The organism is Pseudomonas sp. B10 (assembly GCF_900156235.1).
In the GTDB taxonomy this organism is placed as follows: Bacteria; Pseudomonadota; Gammaproteobacteria; order Pseudomonadales; family Pseudomonadaceae; genus Aquipseudomonas; species Aquipseudomonas siliginis.
This window is the reverse complement of sequence record NZ_LT707063.1, coordinates 1,134,074-1,152,630: the sequence shown is the minus strand read 5'-3', so window position 1 is coordinate 1,152,630 and position 18,557 is coordinate 1,134,074. Positions and strand designations below refer to the sequence as shown.

The window sequence follows — 18,557 nt, the reverse complement described above, 5'->3', positions numbered from 1 at the left end:
CAGGCCTTTGCTGAGGTATGAGCTACAGTGCTTGTCGCGCACCTTGTTGCGCTGACGAAGTATCCGCGTCGACGTTGAAAACACAGCAATAAAAGCGTCGACGAGGCGTAGTGCAGCAAGGAGCTGTCACAACCTCAACTGAATCTTCACGGACGAATACCGTAAATGAACTGCCTAGAAAGAACTTTCGATATCCAGCCTTTGGTGCAGGCGGACATGACCGTGCACATCAATGGCCAAGCGGTCAGCGCCGCCATCGGCGAAACCGTTCTCAGCGTCATCCAGTCCCTCGGCGTGCGCCAGATCGCACGCAATGACCACGATCAGATCAGCGGCGCCTATTGCGGCATGGGCGTGTGCCAGTGCTGTCTGGTGAAAATCAACGGTCGCCACAAACGCCGCGCCTGCCAGACCCTGGTGCGCGACGGCATGCAGATCGAAACCCAGATCAACCGCGTCGTCGCGCAGGAGGTCGTATGAGCCTGCAACCGTTGATCGTCGGCGGCGGGCCGGCGGGAATGGCTGCGGCCATCGAACTGGCGCGCCACGGCGTGCGCTGCACCTTGCTCGAAGAGGCTTCGCGCCTCGGCGGCGTGGTCTATCGCGGGCCGCTGCGTGATGGTGTGCAACTGGATTATCTCGGCCCGCGTTACTCGGAAGCACTGGACAAACTGCACGGCGAATTTCAGCAGCAATCGGGGCTGATCGACGTGCGCCTCAACCATCGCGTGGTCGGCGCCGAAGGCACCCGCGCAGTGGTGGTGCTCGACGGTGATGAGCAACTGCAAGAGATCGCTTATCCGCAACTGCTGTTGGCCGCTGGATGTCACGAACGCAGCGTGCCGTTTCCCGGCTGGACGTTGCCGGGAGTGATCCTGCTTGGTGGTCTTCAATTGCAGATCAAGAGTGGCGTGGTCAAGCCGCAAGGGCCGGTGATCATCGCCGGCACCGGGCCATTGCTGCCGCTGGTCGCGACCCAGTTGCATGCCTCTGGCGTGCGCGTCGCTGGCGTCTACGAGGCGTGTGCGTTCGGCAAGATCGCCCGCGAGAGTCTGGCGCTGCTGAACAAACCGCAGCTGTTCCTCGACGGCTTGAGCATGCTCGCTTATCTGAAGCTGCACGGCATCCCCATGAACTATGGCTGGGGCGTGGTGGAGGCCCACGGCGAGGGCGAGTTGAAAAGCGTCAGCGTCGCGCCGTATTCGTCGACGTGGGAGGCGGATCTGTCGCGGGTCGAGCGTTTCGAAGCGCAGACGCTGGCGGTGGGTTACGGTTTTATTCCGCGCACGCAATTGAGCCAGCAGATGGGCCTTGATCACGGCTTCAGCGACGATGGCTACCTGCGTGCCCACGCCAATGTCTGGCAGCAAAGCAGCGTGGCGCATGTGCATGTGGCCGGCGACATGGGCGGGATCCGCGGCGGCGAAGCGGCGATGCTCGCCGGCAAGATCGCCGCCACTTCGATCCTGCTGCAACGCGGTGTGCTCGACGCCGAGCTGGCCCGGGTGCGCCGCGATCGTTACGCGAGCAAGCTCAGAGCCATCGTGCGCTTTCGTGCGGCGGTGGATCGCTACACCGAGCGCGGCGTTGGTCAGATCGCTTTGCCCTCAGCCGACACGGTGATCTGCCGCTGCGAACACGCGATCCGCGCCGACATCGATCTGGCCCTGGAGCAGGGTGTGCAAGACATCGCCAGTCTGAAAATGCGCACCCGCGTGAGCATGGGCGATTGTCAGGGGCGGATGTGCGTCGGCTATTGCAGCGATCGTTTGCGCCAGGCTACCGGACGTCAGGATGTCGGTTGGTTGCGCCCGCGCTTCCCGATTGATCCGGTGCCGTTTTCCGCGTTCCAGTCCCTCGGCAAGGAGGGCGCTTGCCATGAGTAAGTTCTACGATGTGGTCATTGCCGGTGGCGGAGTGATCGGCGCCTCCTGCGCCTACCAATTGTCCAAGCGCAAAAATCTGAAAGTTGCGCTGATCGACGCCAAGCGCCCCGGCAACGCGACCCGCGCTTCGGCTGGCGGTTTGTGGGCGATCGGCGAGTCGGTCGGCCTCGGCTGCGGGGTGATTTTCTTTCGCATGATGTCGGCCAACCGCAAGCGCGCAACCCAGGGCGCAGCGGTGGCGGTCGACGCCAGTACGCCGCATATCTTGCCGGCGTCGTTTTTCGATTTTGCCTTGCAGTCCAACGCGCTGTACCCGGCGCTGCACCGCGAGCTGAAAGACAACCACGGCATGGATTGCAAGTTCGAGAAGACCGGATTGAAATTCGTGATCTATGACGACGAAGACCGGCTCTACGCCGAGCACATCGTCGGCTGCATTCCGCATCTGGCCGATCAGGTGCGCTGGCTCGATCAGGCGGCGTTGCGCGCGGCCGAACCGAGTGTCAGCCATGAGGCGCGCGGGGCGCTGGAGTTTCTCTGCGATCATCAGGTCAGTCCGTTCCGCCTCGCCGATGCCTACATGGAAGGCGCGCGGCAGAACGGCGTCGACATCTTCGTCAACACCAACGTCACCGGCGTGTTGCATCACGGCACTCGTGTGACCGGCGTGCAGACGGCGGAGGCGGGGGTGTTCCACTGCAAGACGCTGATCAACGCCGCCGGTGCCTGGGCGGCGGATCTGAGTGAGTGGGCCACGGGGATTCGCATTCCGGTGAAACCGGTGAAAGGGCAGATTCTGCTGACCGAACGCATGCCGAAAATCCTCAACGGCTGCCTGACCACCAGCGATTGCTACGTGGCGCAAAAGGACAACGGCGAAATCCTTATCGGTAGCACCACCGAGGACAAAGGCTTCGACGTCACCACCACCTACCCGGAAATCGCCGGGCTGGTGCAGGGCGCGGTGCGCTGTCTGCCGGAGCTGGCGGACGTCAACCTCAAGCGCACCTGGGCGGGATTGCGCCCGGGCTCGCCGGATGAGTTGCCGATCCTCGGGCCGATGCGTGGGGTCGAGGGTTATCTGAATGCTTGCGGGCACTTCCGCACCGGCATTCTGACCTCGGCGATTACCGGTGTGCTGCTGGATAAACTGGTGAATGACGAGCCGCTGCCGCTGGATATCACGCCGTTTCTGGCGGATCGGTTTGCAGTCACAGCCGTCGAGCCAGCACCCGCGCTGGAACTGGCCTGAACCAATCCCTGTGGGAGCGAGCCTGCTCGCGAATGCAATCTGTCAGTGAAGTATTGGGTGACTGACACGACGCTTTCGCGAGCCGGCTCGCTCCCACAGTTGGTTCTGGCCAAGGCACGATCAGGACTTGCGCGCTTCCTCTTCGAGCTGATCCGATTCAAACAATTTGGCCAGTTCCGCCCGGGCTTCCTGAGCGGTCTGCAGGACTTTGGCGGCATCGTCGTAGACGGCGTGTTGCGCCTCCAGCATCTGTTCGTCGTGATGCTTGAAACGCTTGATCCGCGCATCGGCCTGGGCTTGGGTCAGACCGAGGCCGACCAGCGTGCGCCGGCTCATTTCCAGACTCGAATAATAGGTCTCACGAATCGCTTCCGCGCCGACATCCACCAGGCGATGCACGTGCTGACGGTTACGCGCGCGGGCGATGATTTTCATGTGCGGATAGAGCTTGTGTACCACTTCGGCAGTCTTGATGTTGGTCTCCGGATCGTCCGTGGCAATGACGAAATATTCCGCTTCGCCAACCTTCGCCGCGTGAAGGATTTCCGGGCGCATCGGGTCGCCGTAGAACACTGGCACACCGCCGAAGCTGCGTGACAGTTCGATGGTTTCCACCGAGGTGTCCAGCGCGACGAACTTGATGTTCTGCGCGCGCAGAATCCGCGCCACGATCTGGCCCATCCGGCCCATGCCGGCAATCACCACGCGCGGTGCTTCGGTGTCGATTTCGCGGAATTTCTCCGGCACTTCCACCGGCTGCACTTTCGGGCTGACCAGACGCGCGCAGATCAACAGCAACAACGGCGTCAGCGCCATTGACAGGGTGATGGTCAGCACCAGCAGGTCGTACAGACGCGGCTCGAACAGGCCCTGATCGCGACCGATCTTGAACACCACGAACGCAAACTCACCGCCGGCAGCGAGGACGATGCCGAGGCGAATTGCGCTGATTTTGTTCAATCCTCCTGCCAGGCGCCCAACCACGAACAGCAGCGGCAACTTCAGACCGATCAGCAGCAGGGTCAGGCCCAACACGGTGATCGGCGCGCTCAACAACAGGCTGAGATTGGCGCCCATGCCGACGCTGATGAAAAACAGTCCGAGCAGCAGGCCCTTGAACGGTTCGATCTGCGCTTCCAGCTCATGCCGGTATTCCGAATCCGCCAGCAGCAGACCAGCGAGAAACGCACCCAGCGCCATCGACACACCGACCAGATCCATCAGCCACGCTGTGCCGATCACCACAAGCAACGCGGTGGCGGTGGACACTTCCGGCAGCCCGGTTTTTGCCACTACGCGGAACACCGGACGCAGCAGATACCGCCCGCCGATAACCACCACGGCAATGCCGCCGAGCACCTGCAAGCTGTGACGAATATCGTCGGCGGTGCTGGTGTGATGGTCGACGCCGGCGAGCATCGGCACCAAGGCGATCAATGGAATCGCCGCAATGTCCTGGAACAGCAGAATCGCAAACGCGAGACGCCCGTGGGGGCTGGTCAGTTCCTTGCGTTCGGCGAGGCTTTGCAGGCCGAACGCCGTAGAGGAGAGCGCCAGACCGAGGCCCAGCACAATGGCGCTGTTCAGCGGCTGGCCGAACACCGACAGCGCCAGCACGCCGATCACCGATGCAGTCAACAGCACCTGCGCCAGACCGACGCCGAACACCGATTTGCGCATCACCCACAAGCGGCGCGGCGACAGCTCCAGGCCGATGATGAACAGCAGCAACACCACGCCCAGCTCGGAAATATGCGCAACGCTTTGCGGGTTGCCGATCAGGCCGAGCACCGACGGGCCGATGATCACCCCGGCAAACAGATAACCGAGCACCGCGCCCAGTTGCAGACGTTTGGCCAAAGGCACGGTGAGCACGGCCGCGAACAGAAACACGACAGCGGCTTGCAACAGATTGCCTTCATGGGGCATGTGAACGACTCCTGACTACGGGTACGGCGAGGGTGACAAGGATAAGGGTTACACGGTCTTCAGACCATTCGAGATCCAATGTGGGAGCGAGCCTGTTCGCGAATGCGCTGGGTCAGCCACCTATCCATTGACTGATGCCCCGCGTTCGCGAGCAGGCTCGCTCCCCCAAGGGCAGCTTCCATCAGGTCTGTAATAATTTGCATCAACTGGTTACATTTATAACCCCTGCGCATCAATTTCCGGAAACGCCATGGCCATCAACTTCGACCTCAACGACTTGCAAGCCTTTCGCGCGGTGGTCGAGCAGGGCAGTTTTCGCAAGGCTGCCGACACCGTGCGCCTGTCACAACCGGCGCTGAGTCGGCGTATCGAAAAGCTCGAAGACGCCCTCGGGGTCAAATTGTTCGAGCGCACCACGCGCAAGGTCAGCCTGACCCAGGCCGGGCGCGGCTTCATGCCCAGCGTCGAGCGCTTGCTGGATGATCTCGACATTGCCTTGCTTGGCATCAGCGAAGTCGCCTCGACCCGTCTGGGCCATGTCACCGTCGCCTGCGTGCCCTCGGCGGCCTACTACTTCATGCCCCGCGTGGTCGCGCGTTATCACCAGCAGTTTCCGCGGATCAAGGTCAAAGTCCTCGATTCCAGCGCTCACGATGTGTTGAGTGCGGTGGTCAATGGCGAGGCGGATTTCGGCTTGAGTTTTCTCGGCACGCAGGATGCCAAAGTCGAGTTCGAACCGCTTGTGCAGGAGTGCTATGTCGTCGCCTGTCGCCGCGATCATCCGCTGGCCGGGCGTAGCAGCGTCAGTTGGGACGAGTTCTATCAGCAGGATTACATCGCGCTGGACAAGACTTCGGGCAACCGCTTTCTGCTTGATCAGGCCTTGGGCGGGGTGGTGCCGCAGCGACAGAGCATCTGCGAGACGCGGCATGTGACGACGATGATCGGCTTGGTGGAAGCGGGGCTGGGCGTGGCGGCGGTGCCGTTGATGGCGATGCCCGGCCCGGATCATCCGATCCTGACGCGGGTGCCGTTGATTGAGCCGCAAGTGATGCGCAGTGTCGGCATCATCAAGCGCCGGGATCGCACGTTGACCCCGGCGGCACTGGAACTGGAGCGGCTGGTCGTGGAAATGCGCGTCCAGCCGCCAACGATCAACGCTTGACCGAATCCAGCCCGGTGGCCTGCACGTCAGCCTGAGCGGCCGGTGCAGCGAGGTAGGCGAGCAGGGCCTTGGCTTCTTGCGGATGCTCGGCCTCGACCGGAATGCCAGCGGCAAAACGCGTCACCGACTGCACCGATTCCGGAATCTTCGCGACGAAGCTTACGCCCGGCACGGGCAGCAATTCGCTGACCTGCTGGAAGCCCAACTGATAGTCGCCAGTGGCAACCACCGAACCGACCGGGATCCTGGCAATCATTTTCGCTTTCGGTTTCAGCTGGTCTTCGATGCCGAGTTTCTTGAACAACTGCTGTTCGATGTACACGCCGCTGGCGCTGTCGGAGTAGGCCACCGACTGCGCGTCGAGCAGGGTTTTCTTCAGGCCGTCGACGCTGCTGATGTCCGGTTTCGCCGCGCCTTCACGCACCACCATGCCGATCCGCGAGTCCGCCAGTTCAACGCGGGAGGCCGGGTCGACCTTGCCTTGTTTGATCAGCTCATCGAGGGCGTAACCGACCATGATCACCACGTCGGCGTGCTCACCGCGTGCCAGACGATTGGGAATCGCTTCCGGCGCCTTGCCCATCGACGGGCCGAGGCTGGTGGTGAGCGTGTTGCCCGTTGCGGCGGCGAATTTCGGCCCGAGGATCTTGTAGGCGGCAGTGAAACCACCGGAGGTCATCACGCTCAGTTCTTCGGCCTGGGCCGCGAAGTTGAAGGCGAGACCGGCGAGCAGGGCGGTGACAGTAAAAAGTTTTTTCATGGCGAGTATTCCTCAGGCCGTGACAGGTTGCAGACGACCACCGGCACGGCGGTACAGATAAAGAGTGGCGCACAGGGCGCACAGGGCACCGATGCTCATCCAGTAGCCTGGCGCGGCTTTGTCGCCGGTGTACTGGATCAGGAAGGTCGACATCGCCGGGGTGAAACCGCCGAAGATCGCCGTGGCCAGGCTGTAAGCCAGGGAGAAACCGGCGACGCGCACTTCCACCGGCATGATTTCGGTCAACGCCGGAATCATCGCGCCGTTGTACAAGCCGTAAATGAAGGACAACCACAGCAGCGACAGCAGCATGTTGGTGAAGCTCGGCGCCTGCACCAGGAACGACAGCGCCGGATAAGTGGTGGCCAGTGCCAGCAAGGCCATGCCGATCAGCACTGGGCGACGGCCGATCCGGTCGGACAACGCGCCGCCAATCGGCAGCCAGAAGAAGTTCGACACACCCACCAGCAGCGTTACCAGCAGCGCGTCGGAAGTGCTCAGGTGCAGCACGGTCTTACCGAAGGTCGGTGCGTACACGGTGATCAGGTAGAACGCGGTGGTGGTCAGCGCGACCATCAACATCCCGCCAAGCACCACGCCCCAGTTCTGGCCGAGGGTGCGGAACACTTCGCGCATGCTCGGGCGATGTTTACGCGCGGCGAACTCTTCGGTTTCCGCCAGATTGCGGCGCAGGAAGAAGATGAACGGGACGATCATGCAGCCGACGAAAAACGGAATGCGCCAGCCCCAGGCGGCCACGGCTTGCGGCTCCATCCACTGGTTCAGACCGTAGCCAAGCGCGGCAGCGACGATGATCGCCACTTGTTGACTGGCCGACTGCCAAGCGGTGAAAAAGCCTTTGCGGCCCGGCGTCGCGATTTCGGACAGATACACCGAGACACCGCCCAATTCCGCACCGGCCGAGAAGCCTTGCAGCAGCCGGCCTATCAACACCAGCGCCGGGGCGAACAGGCCAATGGTTTCGTATCCGGGCACCAGCACAATCAATATCGTGCCGCTGGCCATGATCGACAGGGTGACGATCAGACCTTTGCGCCGGCCGACGTCATCGATGTATGCGCCGAGCACGATGGCGCCCAGCGGCCGCATCAGGAAGCCTGCGCCGAATACTGCGAAAGTCATCATCAGGGAGGCGAACTCGCTGCTCGCCGGGAAAAACACAGCCGCGATCTGCGTGGCGTAGAAGCCGAACAGAAAGAAGTCGAACTGTTCGAGAAAGTTGCCCGAGGTCACCCGGAAGATGGCACCGGCCCGCGAGCCGTTGGTAGGGATTGAGGCTGTCATTGAAAAGTACTCCACCGCTTTTATGACGTGCGCTACGGAGAAGCGGCGCACGGTTTTTATTGAGGTGGATGGTGGCGCAGATGTAACAATCTGTTAATTGCATTGTTGGCATGGATTGATGCGTGGGGCGGATCAATGGTTTCGGTGTTTGGCGCATTTGTGGGAGCGAGCCTGCTCGCGAAGGCGCTTGGTCAGGTGATGATTTGTTTCGGTCGACCGGGTACATATCCGTTGCTGCGGTAACGGCTGCTTAAGGTTTCGCCCTTACGGCGAGTCACCTTTTTCAGACGCCAAAAAGGTAACCCAAAACGCTTGCTCCTGCGTTCGGCCCTCGCAGGCTCGGGTCCCTTCGCTGCGGGGTCGATCCGGGCGCAGCGGCTACGGTTTGCTTCGCTGCACCTCCTTGCGCTGTGTCTGGCTGCGCCAGACGGTCGCTGCGCTCCCACGCCCGGATCAATCCCTCCGCTCAGCCTTCCGACGTCGCCGGTGGGTCAAGATCAAAAGCAGGCGAGCTGACACTCGGCCTAAGGTCGAACGCGGAAACTGTAGGACCTGCCGAAGGCTGCGATCTTTTGATCTTGCTCTTGTAGGAGTGAGCCTGCTCGCGATAGCGGTGGTTCAGGCGGCAGTGATGTTGGCTGACGCACCGCTATCGCGAGCAGGCTCACTCCTACAGGGGCCGGAGCTCAGGGCAATAATTGCGCTGTAATACCAATCTCTGTGGGAGCTGGCTTGCCAGCGATGGTGGTCTGATGGACAAAGCCTTCTAACGGCCACCTCCGGCAAAAAACAAGGAATGTTTCCCGCGCCACGCAGTCGGAGTTCAGGTACTACTCATCTGAAAGAGGTTCACCGATGAACAGCAAAACCCTAATCGCCAGCCTGGCCCTTGTTGCGGGCATTGCCGGAATCACACCCATTGTTCAAGCGGCGCAAACCTCCAGCGAACCCGCCGTGCAATCGCCGACCAGCGATCGCCAACTGAAGGTCAACGACCGCGCACCGGAAATGTACCAGCGCGAAGACAAGGCGCTGAAGAACTGGAAAGCCAAAGGTCTGAAAGCACCGATCGAGCAGGCGCAGTGGGTGCAGATCAATGACAAGTACGTGATGGTGATGATCACCAACGGCACGATTGTCGAGATGCAACCCGTCGAGCGATAGATCAGGTTTACAATTGGCCACGGATGGCTGATTGCATTCGAACGCCGTTCCAGTAAAACAGCGGATGTCTGGATGAGGAACAAGGGATTGGACAAGAAACCGCTCTATCGCAAAGTGAACACTCGTACGTGGGGTGTTCGTCGCCACGAATCAGTTGCGCATTATCGCGATCAGCGCAACAGCAAAGCTGCAAGCCGTGACGAAGGCATGCGAAGTTCGATGCACGCAGGCAAACAATACGGGCGAGATTACACGCCGTTGTTTCGCTTCCTGCTGTCTCGGGTTGGCGGTTCTTGGGATGCCATTTTCAGCGAAGCTGTGGCCCGACTGGATCAATCAGCGCCGGTTTTCTGGATGGTTGCCATCCATGAGAAGGATCGCGAAGAAGTCGTGCGACTGGGTGAGTCCAGTTATTTCAACGGGCTGTATGTCGACGAGAAAAATCTCCTGCAAATGGTCAATCCGAAGCTGCAGGCGCAGGACATGACGCCGCGCTGCGAGTGCTGTACGCACACATTCAACGGTGTCGTATTCGGCCAAACCGCAGGCTTTGGCCCACGCACATCGTCAGTTGTCGACGCAGAAGAGCCGGCAGCATGAATCAGAGCAGCTCCCCCTTGTCCCAAAGCTGCACCAGCTCCCCAGGCGCACGATCCTCTGGCACCTTCAACACCATTTCCCCTGACGGGTAGCGCACTTCAATCTGGTAGAAGCGCTGATCCCCACGGCCGGATTCGCTGCTGTCCAGTGGCAGGCAACCCTCAAGCACCGAGCATATTCTCGAACGCTGACTGATGTCGCATTGCGCGAATTCGATTTCCCGTGGGCGGCTCAGGCTGTGAATCGCTGCAACGCCACCCTGGCGAGATACGCGCAAAACGGAATCTTTATCCAGCTCGGGTAGCGTTTTCATACGGTCTCCTCGGATTATTCGATACCGACCTGTGTCCAGGCTTGCTGCACTGTGTCGGCTGCTTCGGCGCCGAAGCGCTGGGCGGCGTGGTCGATCGTCAGTGTTGCGAAAGCGTCGAACGTTGCGTCCTGTTTCAAGCGGTCATCACACAGCGTGTCGTACCAGATGTGTCCGGCTTTTTCCCAGGCGAAGCCGCCAAACGCTCGGGCTGCCAGGTAAAACGCGCGGTTGGGAATGCCGGAGTTGATGTGTACGCCGCCATTGTCTTCGCTGGTGATGACGAACTTGCGCATGTGATCCGGTTGCGGATCCTTGCCCAGCATCGGGTCGTCGTATGCCGTGCCGGGATGCGACATCGAGCGCAGGCCCTTGCCTTGGATCTGTGGCATCAGCAGGTCGGCGCCGATCAACCAGTCTGCCTGCTCGGTGGTTTGGCCAAGGGTGTATTGCTTGATCAACACGCCGAATACATCCGAGAGCGACTCGTTCAACGCGCCGGACTGGTTGGCATAAATCAGCCCGGCTTCGCTTTCGGTGACGCCGTGGGCCAGTTCATGGCCGATGACGTCTAGCGAGCGGGTGAAGCGCTGGAAGATTTCGCCATCGCCGTCACCGAAGACCATCTGCGCGCCGTTCCAGAATGCGTTTTCGTAGCCCTGGCCATAATGCACGCTGCCGATCAGCGCGAATCCCTGATTGTCGATCGAGTCGCGACCGAGCACTTTCCAGAAGAAATCATAGCTGGCGCCCAGCGCATCGTACGCCTCATCGACCGCCGGATCCCCCGATGCCGGCTGGCCCTCGAGACGCACCGGCATGCCTGGCAAGAGCATTTTGTTCTGCGCATCATGCACACTGCGCCGCGCTAGGCCAGGCTTGCTCGCTTCCGGCAGAATCGCGCGAGCCGGCGGCTGCGAAGGGCGGCCGGGGTTGGGCAGCAGGCTGCGCACATGATTGAGCGTCTGCATCGCGGCGTTGCGCTGCGGCTCGGAACCGTGGGCAATGATGCGGTTGAGGATGTAGGGCGGGATGAAACTGCGCAGCAATCGAGAGTCGGTCATCTAAGCATCCTTGTCGTCATACGATGTCGATACACATGTGAGCGGCAAGGCGTGTTTTCGGTTCCATGGATTGCCATCGACGCCGGATTCTGCGAAAAACGCCGCCTGCGAACATCTCAAGAGCCAACGACATGACAGACGAACTGCAAATCATCGACCTGCAACCGGGCGACGGCAAAGCCGCGGTGAAAGGCGCGCTGATCACCACCCAATACACCGGCTGGCTGGAAGACGGCACTGAATTCGATTCGTCCTGGAGCCGGGGCAAACCGTTTCAGTGCGTGATCGGCACTGGCCGCGTGATCAAAGGCTGGGACCAGGGCCTGATGGACATGCAGGTCGGCGGCAAACGCAAGTTGCTGGTGCCGGCGCATCTGGGCTACGGCGAGCGGACCATGGGCAAGATCCCGCCGAATTCGAATCTGGTGTTTGAGATTGAGTTGCTGGAGGTTTTGACGCGGGAGGATTGAAACGGGGAGTTTTTAGCACAGGACTAAGAGTGATGGATATTTGGCAAGTAGTCTCGCAAGTCACCGATTGGCTGATTGAAAAGCATGGTACGCGTGGCAGATCAAGCTACAACTACATGTACGTATTGTCCGTCGCCGCTGGAGTGGGCAGTTGGGTGGCTAGTAAAGAACTGCTTGCCAAGCGCAAAAAGCTCAAAGCGAAGGTGGCTGGCAATCTGCAGGTCAAGCCAATAAGCGTGACCTCTTTTTCTCAGGAGAATGGGATGGCAATAAAGGTAACCGGGACACTTGTTCAAAAGGATGGAATGTTTATCGTAACTTTGGTTCGTCAGGACGATGCGTCCAATATCGAGTCATCCAGTGGAGCATTGCATTCGCTGGATGACGTCGACGGTTACCTTCGAACTCACACGACCTTTGTGCTCGCTGACTTCCGCATATAGGTCAATCGACGACTGTCCTAAACAGATCGTCAGTCAGGCCCATTGCAACGGGCCTGACGGAAAGCAAATGTCCACCTCCAGCCTTGCAGCAGCTGACAGGTTGACCAATGCATCGAGCGAGAATTTGTCGATTTTCCCGTTGAGTACATCATTGAGGCGCGGCTGCGAGATTCCCAATCTCTGTGCCGCGTCCTTTTGAGGGAGCTCCCACGCTCGAATGGTCTCGCAAAGCGAACGCATGAGCTTGGCTCGCAAACGCATGTTGGCGGCTTCCTGAGGCGTGTCCTCCAATGCATCCCATACACTGGAAAATCGTTGGGATGAGTCTTGATGTTCCTTCATGGCTTAACCTATTTCCTGATATCTGGCCCGGGCCAGTTCGATGTCTCTAATTTCCGTTTTACGCGTGGTTTTGTGCATGGCGTGAAGCACATAGATTGCTTCAGGTCGATTGACTACATAAAACACGCGAAACGCCCCTGAGTCCTCGGTGATCCTGATTTCGTTGACACCGCGTCCTACGGTTTTCATAGGGCGCCAATCGAGTGGGGCATCACCCTGTTGCAACAGGTCCAGCTGAAACCCCGCCGCTCTTCGGGCATCAACCGGGAACGCTTTGAGATCTTTCAACGCGCTTCCCACGAACACCACATCCTTGTGTTTCGGCATCGGCTAGTCCTGTGTCAAAAGGAAAAGCGTAATAGCTGAACGTAAGCGGCGACGGTGAGTTGTATTGCAAGAAGTGCCAGTGCGCGTTTGATTTTCAGGTTATATCAGAATCAATATAAAGCAAGCCGCATTTTCCGTTTCACAATTTTCACCGCGAGCGTTTCTGCCGGCCTGGCCCTCAACGTCAGCGCTTAAAACGCTGTGGGATGGAGCGAAAGCTTGTTGCTTCGCCCAAACCGCTCCCGATAAACCGACGGCGGTACGCCCACCACGCTGCGAAACGCCACACGAAAACTCTCCACCGAGCGATAGCCGCAGCGTTGGGCGATCTGCTCGGTGTGTTGATGGGTGCTCTCGAGCAGCTCCCGCGCTCGCGCCAGGCGTTCATGTTGCAGCCAGGCTTTGGGCGTTTGCCCGCTGGCTTCGGTGAAGCGCCGCAAAAACGTGCGCTCGCTCATCGCCGCTTCGCTGGCCAGATCGCGGACTTCCAGCGGTTCGTGCAGGCGTTCGCGGGCCCATTGCATGACGCGCGACAGGTCGCTGCGGGGTGTCGGGCTGACCGGGGTGGGGATGAATTGGGCCTGGCCGCCAGTGCGTTGTGGCGACATGACCAGTCGCCGCGCGACGGCGTTGGCGACCTGCGTGCCGAAGTCACGTGTCACCAGATGCAGGCAGGCGTCGATGCCGGCGGCGCTGCCGGCGGAGGTGATCAGTTGACCGGCGTCGACGTAGAGCACGTCCGGATCGACCTCGATCGCAGGGTAGCGTTGCGCCAGTTCGCTGGTGTAGCGCCAGTGAGTGGTGGCGCGGTGGCCGTCGAGCAGGCCGCTGGCGGCGAGGACGAACACGCCCGAGCAGATCGACAGCAACCGCGCGCCTCGGTCATGGGCCTGACGCAATGCGTCGATCAGCGCTGGCGGTATCGGGGCATCGCGGTCGCGCCAGCCCGGAATGACGATGGTGCGCGCTGCGGCGAGCAGTTCCAGGCCGCCATCGGCCAGCACCTGAATGCCACCCATGGCGCGCATCGGGCCTGGATCGACTGCGGCAATTGCATGCTCGTACCAAGGGAAATCGAACTCTGGTCGGGCCAGGCCGAAGATCTCCACGGCAATGCCGAACTCGAACGTGCAGAGGCCATCGTAGGCCAGAATGGCAACCAGATTGGGCTGAGCAAGCATTTGGCGGAAAACTCCCGGTCGGTGTCTTGCGCGCCACTGTAGCGGCAAGCGCTGTCTCGATAAAGTCAGTTCATCCCCCACAGACAAAAGAGCAACACAACATGACCAGCCTGGTTCGCGAAATCCCCGCCGCACCTTCGGCGATTGCCCTGATGCATTTCAGCAATCGTCTGACCTTCGAAACCGATTGTTCCGACGTGTTCAATAGCCAAGAGCCCGGGGAGGTCGACTTCGTTCTGGTGGATGTGCGAGGCCCATTGGCGTTCGAGCGCGGCCATGTACCCGGCGCGATCAATATCCCGACCCGCTTGCTCACGGCGGAGCGCTTGGCCGATTACCCGAAACACACTTTGTTCGTAGTCTATTGCGCAGGGCCGCATTGCAATGGGGCGAACAAGGCTGCGGTGAAGCTCGCGGCGTTGGGTTATCCGGTGAAAGAGATGATCGGCGGCGTCACCGGATGGCTCGATGAAGGTTTCGAACTGAGCGCGGCGTCAGTCGCCAATACACCTGTCGCCTGCGAATGCTGACGTTTCTGTTGATGCCGGAGGATCGGCGCTTCTTGCTCTGAAAACAGTCTTGTCCTACAGCCTTCGCACCACCACGGCGCACGCGTTGACCCCCGTCAATGCGTGCGCCGATGTTCTGTAAGTAATTGTCGCTTAAAAACAATTGCCTCCGTGCGCGCCGCCATAGACTGCCGGCCACGTCGGTTTTTGCCGTTAGAACGCCATGACCGAACGCTGACTCGAAAGCTGCCAATAAAAGCCTCCGCACGGGAGTAATAAATGAAAAAGCTAGTGATGTTCGGTGCCCTGGCACTGTCGATGTTGTCCCTGACCGCTGTGGCCGAAGACGCCAAGCCGATCCGCATCGGTATCGAAGCCGGTTACCCGCCATTCTCGATGAAAACCCCTGACGGCAAACTCACTGGTTTTGACGTGGACATCGGTGACGCGCTGTGCGCGCAGATGAAAGTTAAATGCACGTGGGTCGAGCAAGAGTTCGATGGCCTGATCCCGGCACTCAAAGTGAAAAAAATCGACGCGATCCTGTCGTCGATGACCATCACTGACGATCGCAAGAAGAACGTCGACTTCACCATCAAGTACTACCACACCCCGGCACGCTTCGTGATGAAGGAAGGCTCCGGCGTCAAAGACCCGCTGACCGAACTCAAGGGCAAGAAAGTCGGCGTGCTGCGTGCCAGTACCCATGACCGCTACGCGACCGAAGTGCTGGTTCCGGCCGGGATCGAACTGGTGCGCTACGGCTCGCAGCAGGAAGCCAACCTCGACATGGTGTCCGGGCGTATCGACGCGATGCTGGCTGACTCGGTCAACCTCAGCGACGGTTTCCTGAAAACCGATGCCGGCAAAGGTTTCGAATTCGTCGGTCCGACCTACGAAGACGCCAAGTACTTCGGCGGCGGCGCTGGCATTGCCGTGCGCAAGGGCGATACCGCACTGGCTGAGCAATTCAACAAAGCCATCACCGAAATCCGCGCCAATGGCGAGTACAAGAAAGTCCAGGACAAGTACTTCGACTTTGACGTGTACGGCCATTAATACGCCGTGAAAAAAAGTGGCCCCGTTTGCGCGGTGGCCACTTTTTTTATGTTTTTTTATTGATGGAAATTCTCTGTGAGAGCGAGCCTGCTCGCGAAAGCGGTCTGACATTCGACATCGTCATCGTCTGACCTGACGCATTCGCGAGCAGGCTCGCTCCCACAGGGATTTGCGTAATCCAGCTATTCAGGAGTTTTCCATGCAACGCATCGACCACGTTCTGCCCTGGAGCCATTTGGGCAGCGAGCGCTCCCTCAGCGTGTTCCGCTACGGCGCCGGCAGCCGCAAGGTGTATATCCAGGCCAGCCTGCACGCCGATGAACTGCCGGGCATGCGTACCGCGTGGGAACTCAAGCTGCGCTTGAACGAACTGGAGCGGCAGGGCCGTTTGCAGGGCGTTATCGAACTGGTGCCGGTGGCCAATCCGATCGGCCTGGATCAGCATCTGCAAGGCAATCACATGGGCCGCTTCGAATTGGGCAGCGGCAAGAATTTCAACCGCGCATTCGTCGAACTCAGCGCCCCGGTCGCTGCGCTGGTGGGCGAGCGTCTGGGCGCGGATGCCGAGGCCAATGTCGCGCTGATCCGCCAGGCCATGGCTCAGATCTTCGAAGAATTGCCGGCGCCGGCCTCGCAACTGGAAGCCTTGCACCGCTTGTTGCTGCGCCACGCCTGCGACGCCGACATCACCCTCGACTTGCACTGCGACTTCGACGCTGCGATTCACCTCTACGCGCTGCCGCAACACTGGCCGCAATGGCAATCGCTAGCGGCGCGGTTGCAGGCTGGCGTCGCGTTGCTCTGCGAGGACTCCGGCGGCAGCTCGTTCGATGAATCCTGCTCGACGCCGTGGCTGCGTCTGGCCAAAGCATTCCCGAACGCGGCGATTCCGGCGGCGAATCTGGCGACGACGCTGGAGCTGGGCAGCATGGGCGACACCCGCGTCGATCAGGCTCAGGCCAATTGTGAAGCGATTCTGGGCTTTCTCGCCGAGCAGGGTTTCATCAGCGGCGAATGGCCGGCGGCGCCGAGCGAATGTTGTGAAGGTCTGCCGTTCGAAGGCACCGAATACCTGTTCGCCCCGCACCACGGCGTGGTCAGTTTCTTGCGCAATGCCGGCGAGTGGGTAGAGCAGGGCGAGGCGCTGTTCGAGGTTGTTGACCCGTTGCAGGATCGCGTGACCACCGTGCGCGCCGGCACCAGCGGGGTGCTGTTCGCGATTGATCGCGGGCGTTATACCGAGCCGGGGATCTGGCAGGCGAAAGTGGCGGGGCGGGTGCCGTTTCGTACCGGCAAGCTGACGAACGACTGATGGCTCTTCGCTGAATTTGCTGACCTCATCGCTGGCAAGCCAGCTCCCACAGGGTTGCGGTTGATCTCAAATTTCGGAGACGCCGCAATTCTTGTGGGAGCTGGCTTGCCAGCGATAGCGGCATCAGCCACTCCACAAAATTTGGATCCTCATCCTAGAATGTTAGGCTCCCCCGCGAACCCGACACTCTGTGAAGGAACGCTGCAATGCTGAAATTGTTCGCCCTGCTGACCCTGCTCGCATCCACCGCCGTTCACGCGCAAACCACCCTGCAATCCGACTTGCCACTCAAGTACCTCGAACAGGTCCACGCCGACGCTGAACCACGTCCGCTGGTGATTTTCCTGCACGGTTACGGCAGTAACGAGGCCGATCTGATCGGCATGAAATTTCAGCTGCCGGCGCAGTACAACTACCTTTCCGTGCGCGCGCCGATGACGTTGGGTGAAGGACGTTACCAGTGGTTTCGCAAGAAGGGCGAAGGCGCCTACAACGGCGAGACCGATGATCTGAAGGTCAGCGGTCAGAAGCTGCGCGACTTTATCACCCAGGCGGCGAAGAAATATCACGCCGCGCCCGACAAGGTGTACCTGATCGGCTTCAGCCAGGGCGCGATGATGAGCTACGAAGTGGGCCTGCGCGCGCCAGCGGTCGTGGGCGGGTTTGCCGCGTTGAGCGGGCGCTTGTTGCCGGTGCTCAAAGCCGAACTCAAGCCCGGGCAAGCGCCACTGCCGCTGAGCATTTTTATCGGCCACGGCACCGCTGATGATCCGGTGCCTTACCGTCACGGCACCGAGGCCAACGCGCTATTGCAGAAGCTCGATTACCAGCCCGAGTTTCACGCGTATCCGGGCGTCGGCCACAGCATCAGTGCGGCCGAGTTGCGCGATCTGAATGGCTGGTTGCAGCGGCTCAATCCTTGACGATGGCTTTGACCAGGGCATCGTGAGCTTTCTTGTCGCTGGCGCGGGAAATCACCTGCACCAGCGCCATCTTCGTCCCCGAGCCGGCCAGCAATGTGGTGTTCAGCGTCTGGCCACCGCCCTGGGTGGCGGTGCTGTCAACCTGACGCAGCCCGAGGCCGGTGCCTTTCTGGGTCAGGCTTTTCTCGCTGAGCTTATTGAAGTCCGGCAGGGCTTTGCGCTGATCGTCGATGAAACTCGACACGCTGCCGTCGAGAAACTCACCGTCGTTGTCCTTGACGTTCTGCCCTGCGGGGATCTGGTTTTCGGCGGCGATGACCACGGTCTTGGTGGTCTGGTTGGTGTACATCGTGCCCTTGGCCCCGCTCGGGCTGGCGGGCAGCGGGTCAGCGACAAAGCCTTTGGGCAGGACGAAGGCGAATTTGCCGTCGAGCAGCGTAACCTTCTCGGTTTTGACCTTTTCCTTGGCGGCGTGCGCGTTGATCGCGGCGAAACCGGCGACGGCCGCCAGCATCAGGACGACGGCTTTTTTGCTCAACAATGACATCTGAAATCT

21 protein-coding genes are annotated in these 18,557 nt (G+C 60.4%); 12 read left to right on the top strand and 9 right to left on the bottom strand.

What is annotated here, in order from left to right:
• Positions 1–165 precede the first annotated feature (165 nt).
• The 3 genes from BXA01_RS05180 to hcnC are packed head-to-tail and all read left to right on the top strand — an operon-like array spanning position 166 to position 3,138.
• Positions 166–480, top strand: coding sequence for a (2Fe-2S)-binding protein (locus BXA01_RS05180; RefSeq protein WP_076563466.1), 315 nt, complete (start codon positions 166–168; stop codon positions 478–480).
• Positions 477–1,886 carry a cyanide-forming glycine dehydrogenase subunit HcnB gene (gene hcnB / locus BXA01_RS05175; RefSeq protein ID WP_076563465.1) on the top strand — a complete coding sequence of 470 codons (1,410 nt, stop codon included), beginning with the start codon at positions 477–479 and terminating at the stop codon, positions 1,884–1,886. The genes BXA01_RS05180 and hcnB overlap by 4 nt, the downstream gene beginning before the upstream one ends.
• Positions 1,879–3,138 (top strand): cyanide-forming glycine dehydrogenase subunit HcnC, encoded by a 1,260-nt coding sequence (gene hcnC / locus BXA01_RS05170; protein WP_076563464.1) that lies wholly within the window; start codon positions 1,879–1,881, stop codon positions 3,136–3,138. Before hcnB ends, hcnC begins: the two co-directional genes overlap by 8 nt.
• A 120-nt stretch (positions 3,139–3,258) precedes the next feature.
• Here hcnC and BXA01_RS05165 read toward each other — a convergent pair whose 3' ends face one another.
• Positions 3,259–5,067 (bottom strand): monovalent cation:proton antiporter-2 (CPA2) family protein, encoded by a 1,809-nt coding sequence (locus tag BXA01_RS05165; protein ID WP_076563463.1) that lies wholly within the window; start codon positions 5,065–5,067, stop codon positions 3,259–3,261.
• A gap of 250 nt (positions 5,068–5,317) precedes the next feature.
• On the opposite strand from BXA01_RS05165, the gene BXA01_RS05160 reads away from it, so the two are divergent.
• Positions 5,318–6,232, top strand: coding sequence for a LysR family transcriptional regulator (locus BXA01_RS05160; RefSeq protein WP_016775221.1), 915 nt, complete (start codon positions 5,318–5,320; stop codon positions 6,230–6,232).
• Here BXA01_RS05160 and BXA01_RS05155 read toward each other — a convergent pair.
• Positions 6,222–6,992, bottom strand: coding sequence for a substrate-binding domain-containing protein (locus BXA01_RS05155; RefSeq protein ID WP_076563462.1), 771 nt, complete (start codon positions 6,990–6,992; stop codon positions 6,222–6,224). The genes BXA01_RS05160 and BXA01_RS05155 overlap by 11 nt on opposite strands.
• A 12-nt stretch (positions 6,993–7,004) precedes the next feature.
• A complete protein-coding gene (locus BXA01_RS05150) occupies positions 7,005–8,297 on the bottom strand; it encodes an MFS transporter (protein ID WP_076563461.1) in 1,293 nt (430 codons plus the stop codon).
• A gap of 855 nt (positions 8,298–9,152) precedes the next feature.
• On the opposite strand from BXA01_RS05150, the gene BXA01_RS05145 reads away from it, so the two are divergent.
• Both BXA01_RS05145 and BXA01_RS27085 read left to right on the top strand, forming a co-directional pair.
• Entirely contained in the window at positions 9,153–9,461 is a 309-nt protein-coding gene (locus tag BXA01_RS05145) for an RcnB family protein (protein WP_042609276.1), read from the top strand.
• An 87-nt stretch (positions 9,462–9,548) separates the two neighbouring features.
• Positions 9,549–10,061, top strand: a complete 513-nt coding sequence (locus BXA01_RS27085) for a hypothetical protein (protein ID WP_076563460.1) — start codon at positions 9,549–9,551, stop codon at positions 10,059–10,061.
• Position 10,062: 1 nt separating this feature from the next.
• Here the strand turns inward: BXA01_RS27085 and BXA01_RS05135 are convergent, their stop codons facing one another.
• Positions 10,063–10,374 (bottom strand): protealysin inhibitor emfourin, encoded by a 312-nt coding sequence (locus BXA01_RS05135; RefSeq protein WP_041477010.1) that lies wholly within the window; start codon positions 10,372–10,374, stop codon positions 10,063–10,065.
• 14 nt (positions 10,375–10,388) lie between these two features.
• On the bottom strand, positions 10,389–11,435 hold the full coding sequence (locus BXA01_RS05130; protein WP_076563459.1) for a M4 family metallopeptidase: 1,047 nt from the start codon (positions 11,433–11,435) through the stop codon (positions 10,389–10,391).
• A gap of 131 nt (positions 11,436–11,566) precedes the next feature.
• On the opposite strand from BXA01_RS05130, the gene BXA01_RS05125 reads away from it, so the two are divergent.
• Together BXA01_RS05125 and BXA01_RS05120 are read left to right on the top strand one after the other, a co-directional pair.
• Positions 11,567–11,905, top strand: coding sequence for an FKBP-type peptidyl-prolyl cis-trans isomerase (locus tag BXA01_RS05125; protein WP_076563458.1), 339 nt, complete (start codon positions 11,567–11,569; stop codon positions 11,903–11,905).
• Positions 11,906–11,937: 32 nt separating this feature from the next.
• Positions 11,938–12,348, top strand: a complete 411-nt coding sequence (locus tag BXA01_RS05120; RefSeq protein ID WP_076563457.1) for a hypothetical protein — start codon at positions 11,938–11,940, stop codon at positions 12,346–12,348.
• Between the two features lie 33 nt (positions 12,349–12,381).
• Here BXA01_RS05120 and BXA01_RS05115 read toward each other — a convergent pair whose 3' ends face one another.
• The 3 genes from BXA01_RS05115 to ftrA all read right to left on the bottom strand — a co-directional run bounded on the left by BXA01_RS05115 (position 12,382) and on the right by ftrA (position 14,198).
• Positions 12,382–12,690 (bottom strand): helix-turn-helix domain-containing protein, encoded by a 309-nt coding sequence (locus tag BXA01_RS05115; protein WP_016775213.1) that lies wholly within the window; start codon positions 12,688–12,690, stop codon positions 12,382–12,384.
• Between the two features lie 3 nt (positions 12,691–12,693).
• The gene (locus BXA01_RS05110) at positions 12,694–13,017 is read right to left on the bottom strand and encodes a type II toxin-antitoxin system RelE/ParE family toxin (protein WP_024013362.1); all 324 of its coding nucleotides are present in this window, start codon (positions 13,015–13,017) and stop codon (positions 12,694–12,696) included.
• Between the two features lie 191 nt (positions 13,018–13,208).
• Positions 13,209–14,198 carry a transcriptional regulator FtrA gene (gene ftrA / locus BXA01_RS05105; RefSeq protein WP_076563456.1) on the bottom strand — a complete coding sequence of 330 codons (990 nt, stop codon included), beginning with the start codon at positions 14,196–14,198 and terminating at the stop codon, positions 13,209–13,211.
• A gap of 101 nt (positions 14,199–14,299) precedes the next feature.
• Between ftrA and BXA01_RS05100 the strand changes: the two genes are divergently transcribed.
• From BXA01_RS05100 to BXA01_RS05085, 4 genes are all read left to right on the top strand, one after another.
• Positions 14,300–14,728: a rhodanese-like domain-containing protein gene (locus tag BXA01_RS05100; protein WP_076563455.1), complete on the top strand. Its 429-nt coding sequence runs from the start codon at positions 14,300–14,302 to the stop codon at positions 14,726–14,728.
• Positions 14,729–14,986: 258 nt separating this feature from the next.
• Positions 14,987–15,766, top strand: a complete 780-nt coding sequence (locus BXA01_RS05095) for an ABC transporter substrate-binding protein (RefSeq protein WP_024013359.1) — start codon at positions 14,987–14,989, stop codon at positions 15,764–15,766.
• A gap of 199 nt (positions 15,767–15,965) precedes the next feature.
• Positions 15,966–17,078 carry a succinylglutamate desuccinylase/aspartoacylase family protein gene (locus tag BXA01_RS05090; RefSeq protein WP_076563454.1) on the top strand — a complete coding sequence of 371 codons (1,113 nt, stop codon included), beginning with the start codon at positions 15,966–15,968 and terminating at the stop codon, positions 17,076–17,078.
• A gap of 206 nt (positions 17,079–17,284) precedes the next feature.
• Positions 17,285–18,001: an alpha/beta hydrolase gene (locus BXA01_RS05085; RefSeq protein ID WP_076563453.1), complete on the top strand. Its 717-nt coding sequence runs from the start codon at positions 17,285–17,287 to the stop codon at positions 17,999–18,001.
• Here the strand turns inward: BXA01_RS05085 and BXA01_RS05080 are convergent.
• The gene (locus BXA01_RS05080; protein ID WP_076563452.1) at positions 17,991–18,548 is read right to left on the bottom strand and encodes a hypothetical protein; all 558 of its coding nucleotides are present in this window, start codon (positions 18,546–18,548) and stop codon (positions 17,991–17,993) included. The genes BXA01_RS05085 and BXA01_RS05080 overlap by 11 nt on opposite strands.
• Between the last annotated feature and the right edge of the window lie 9 nt (positions 18,549–18,557).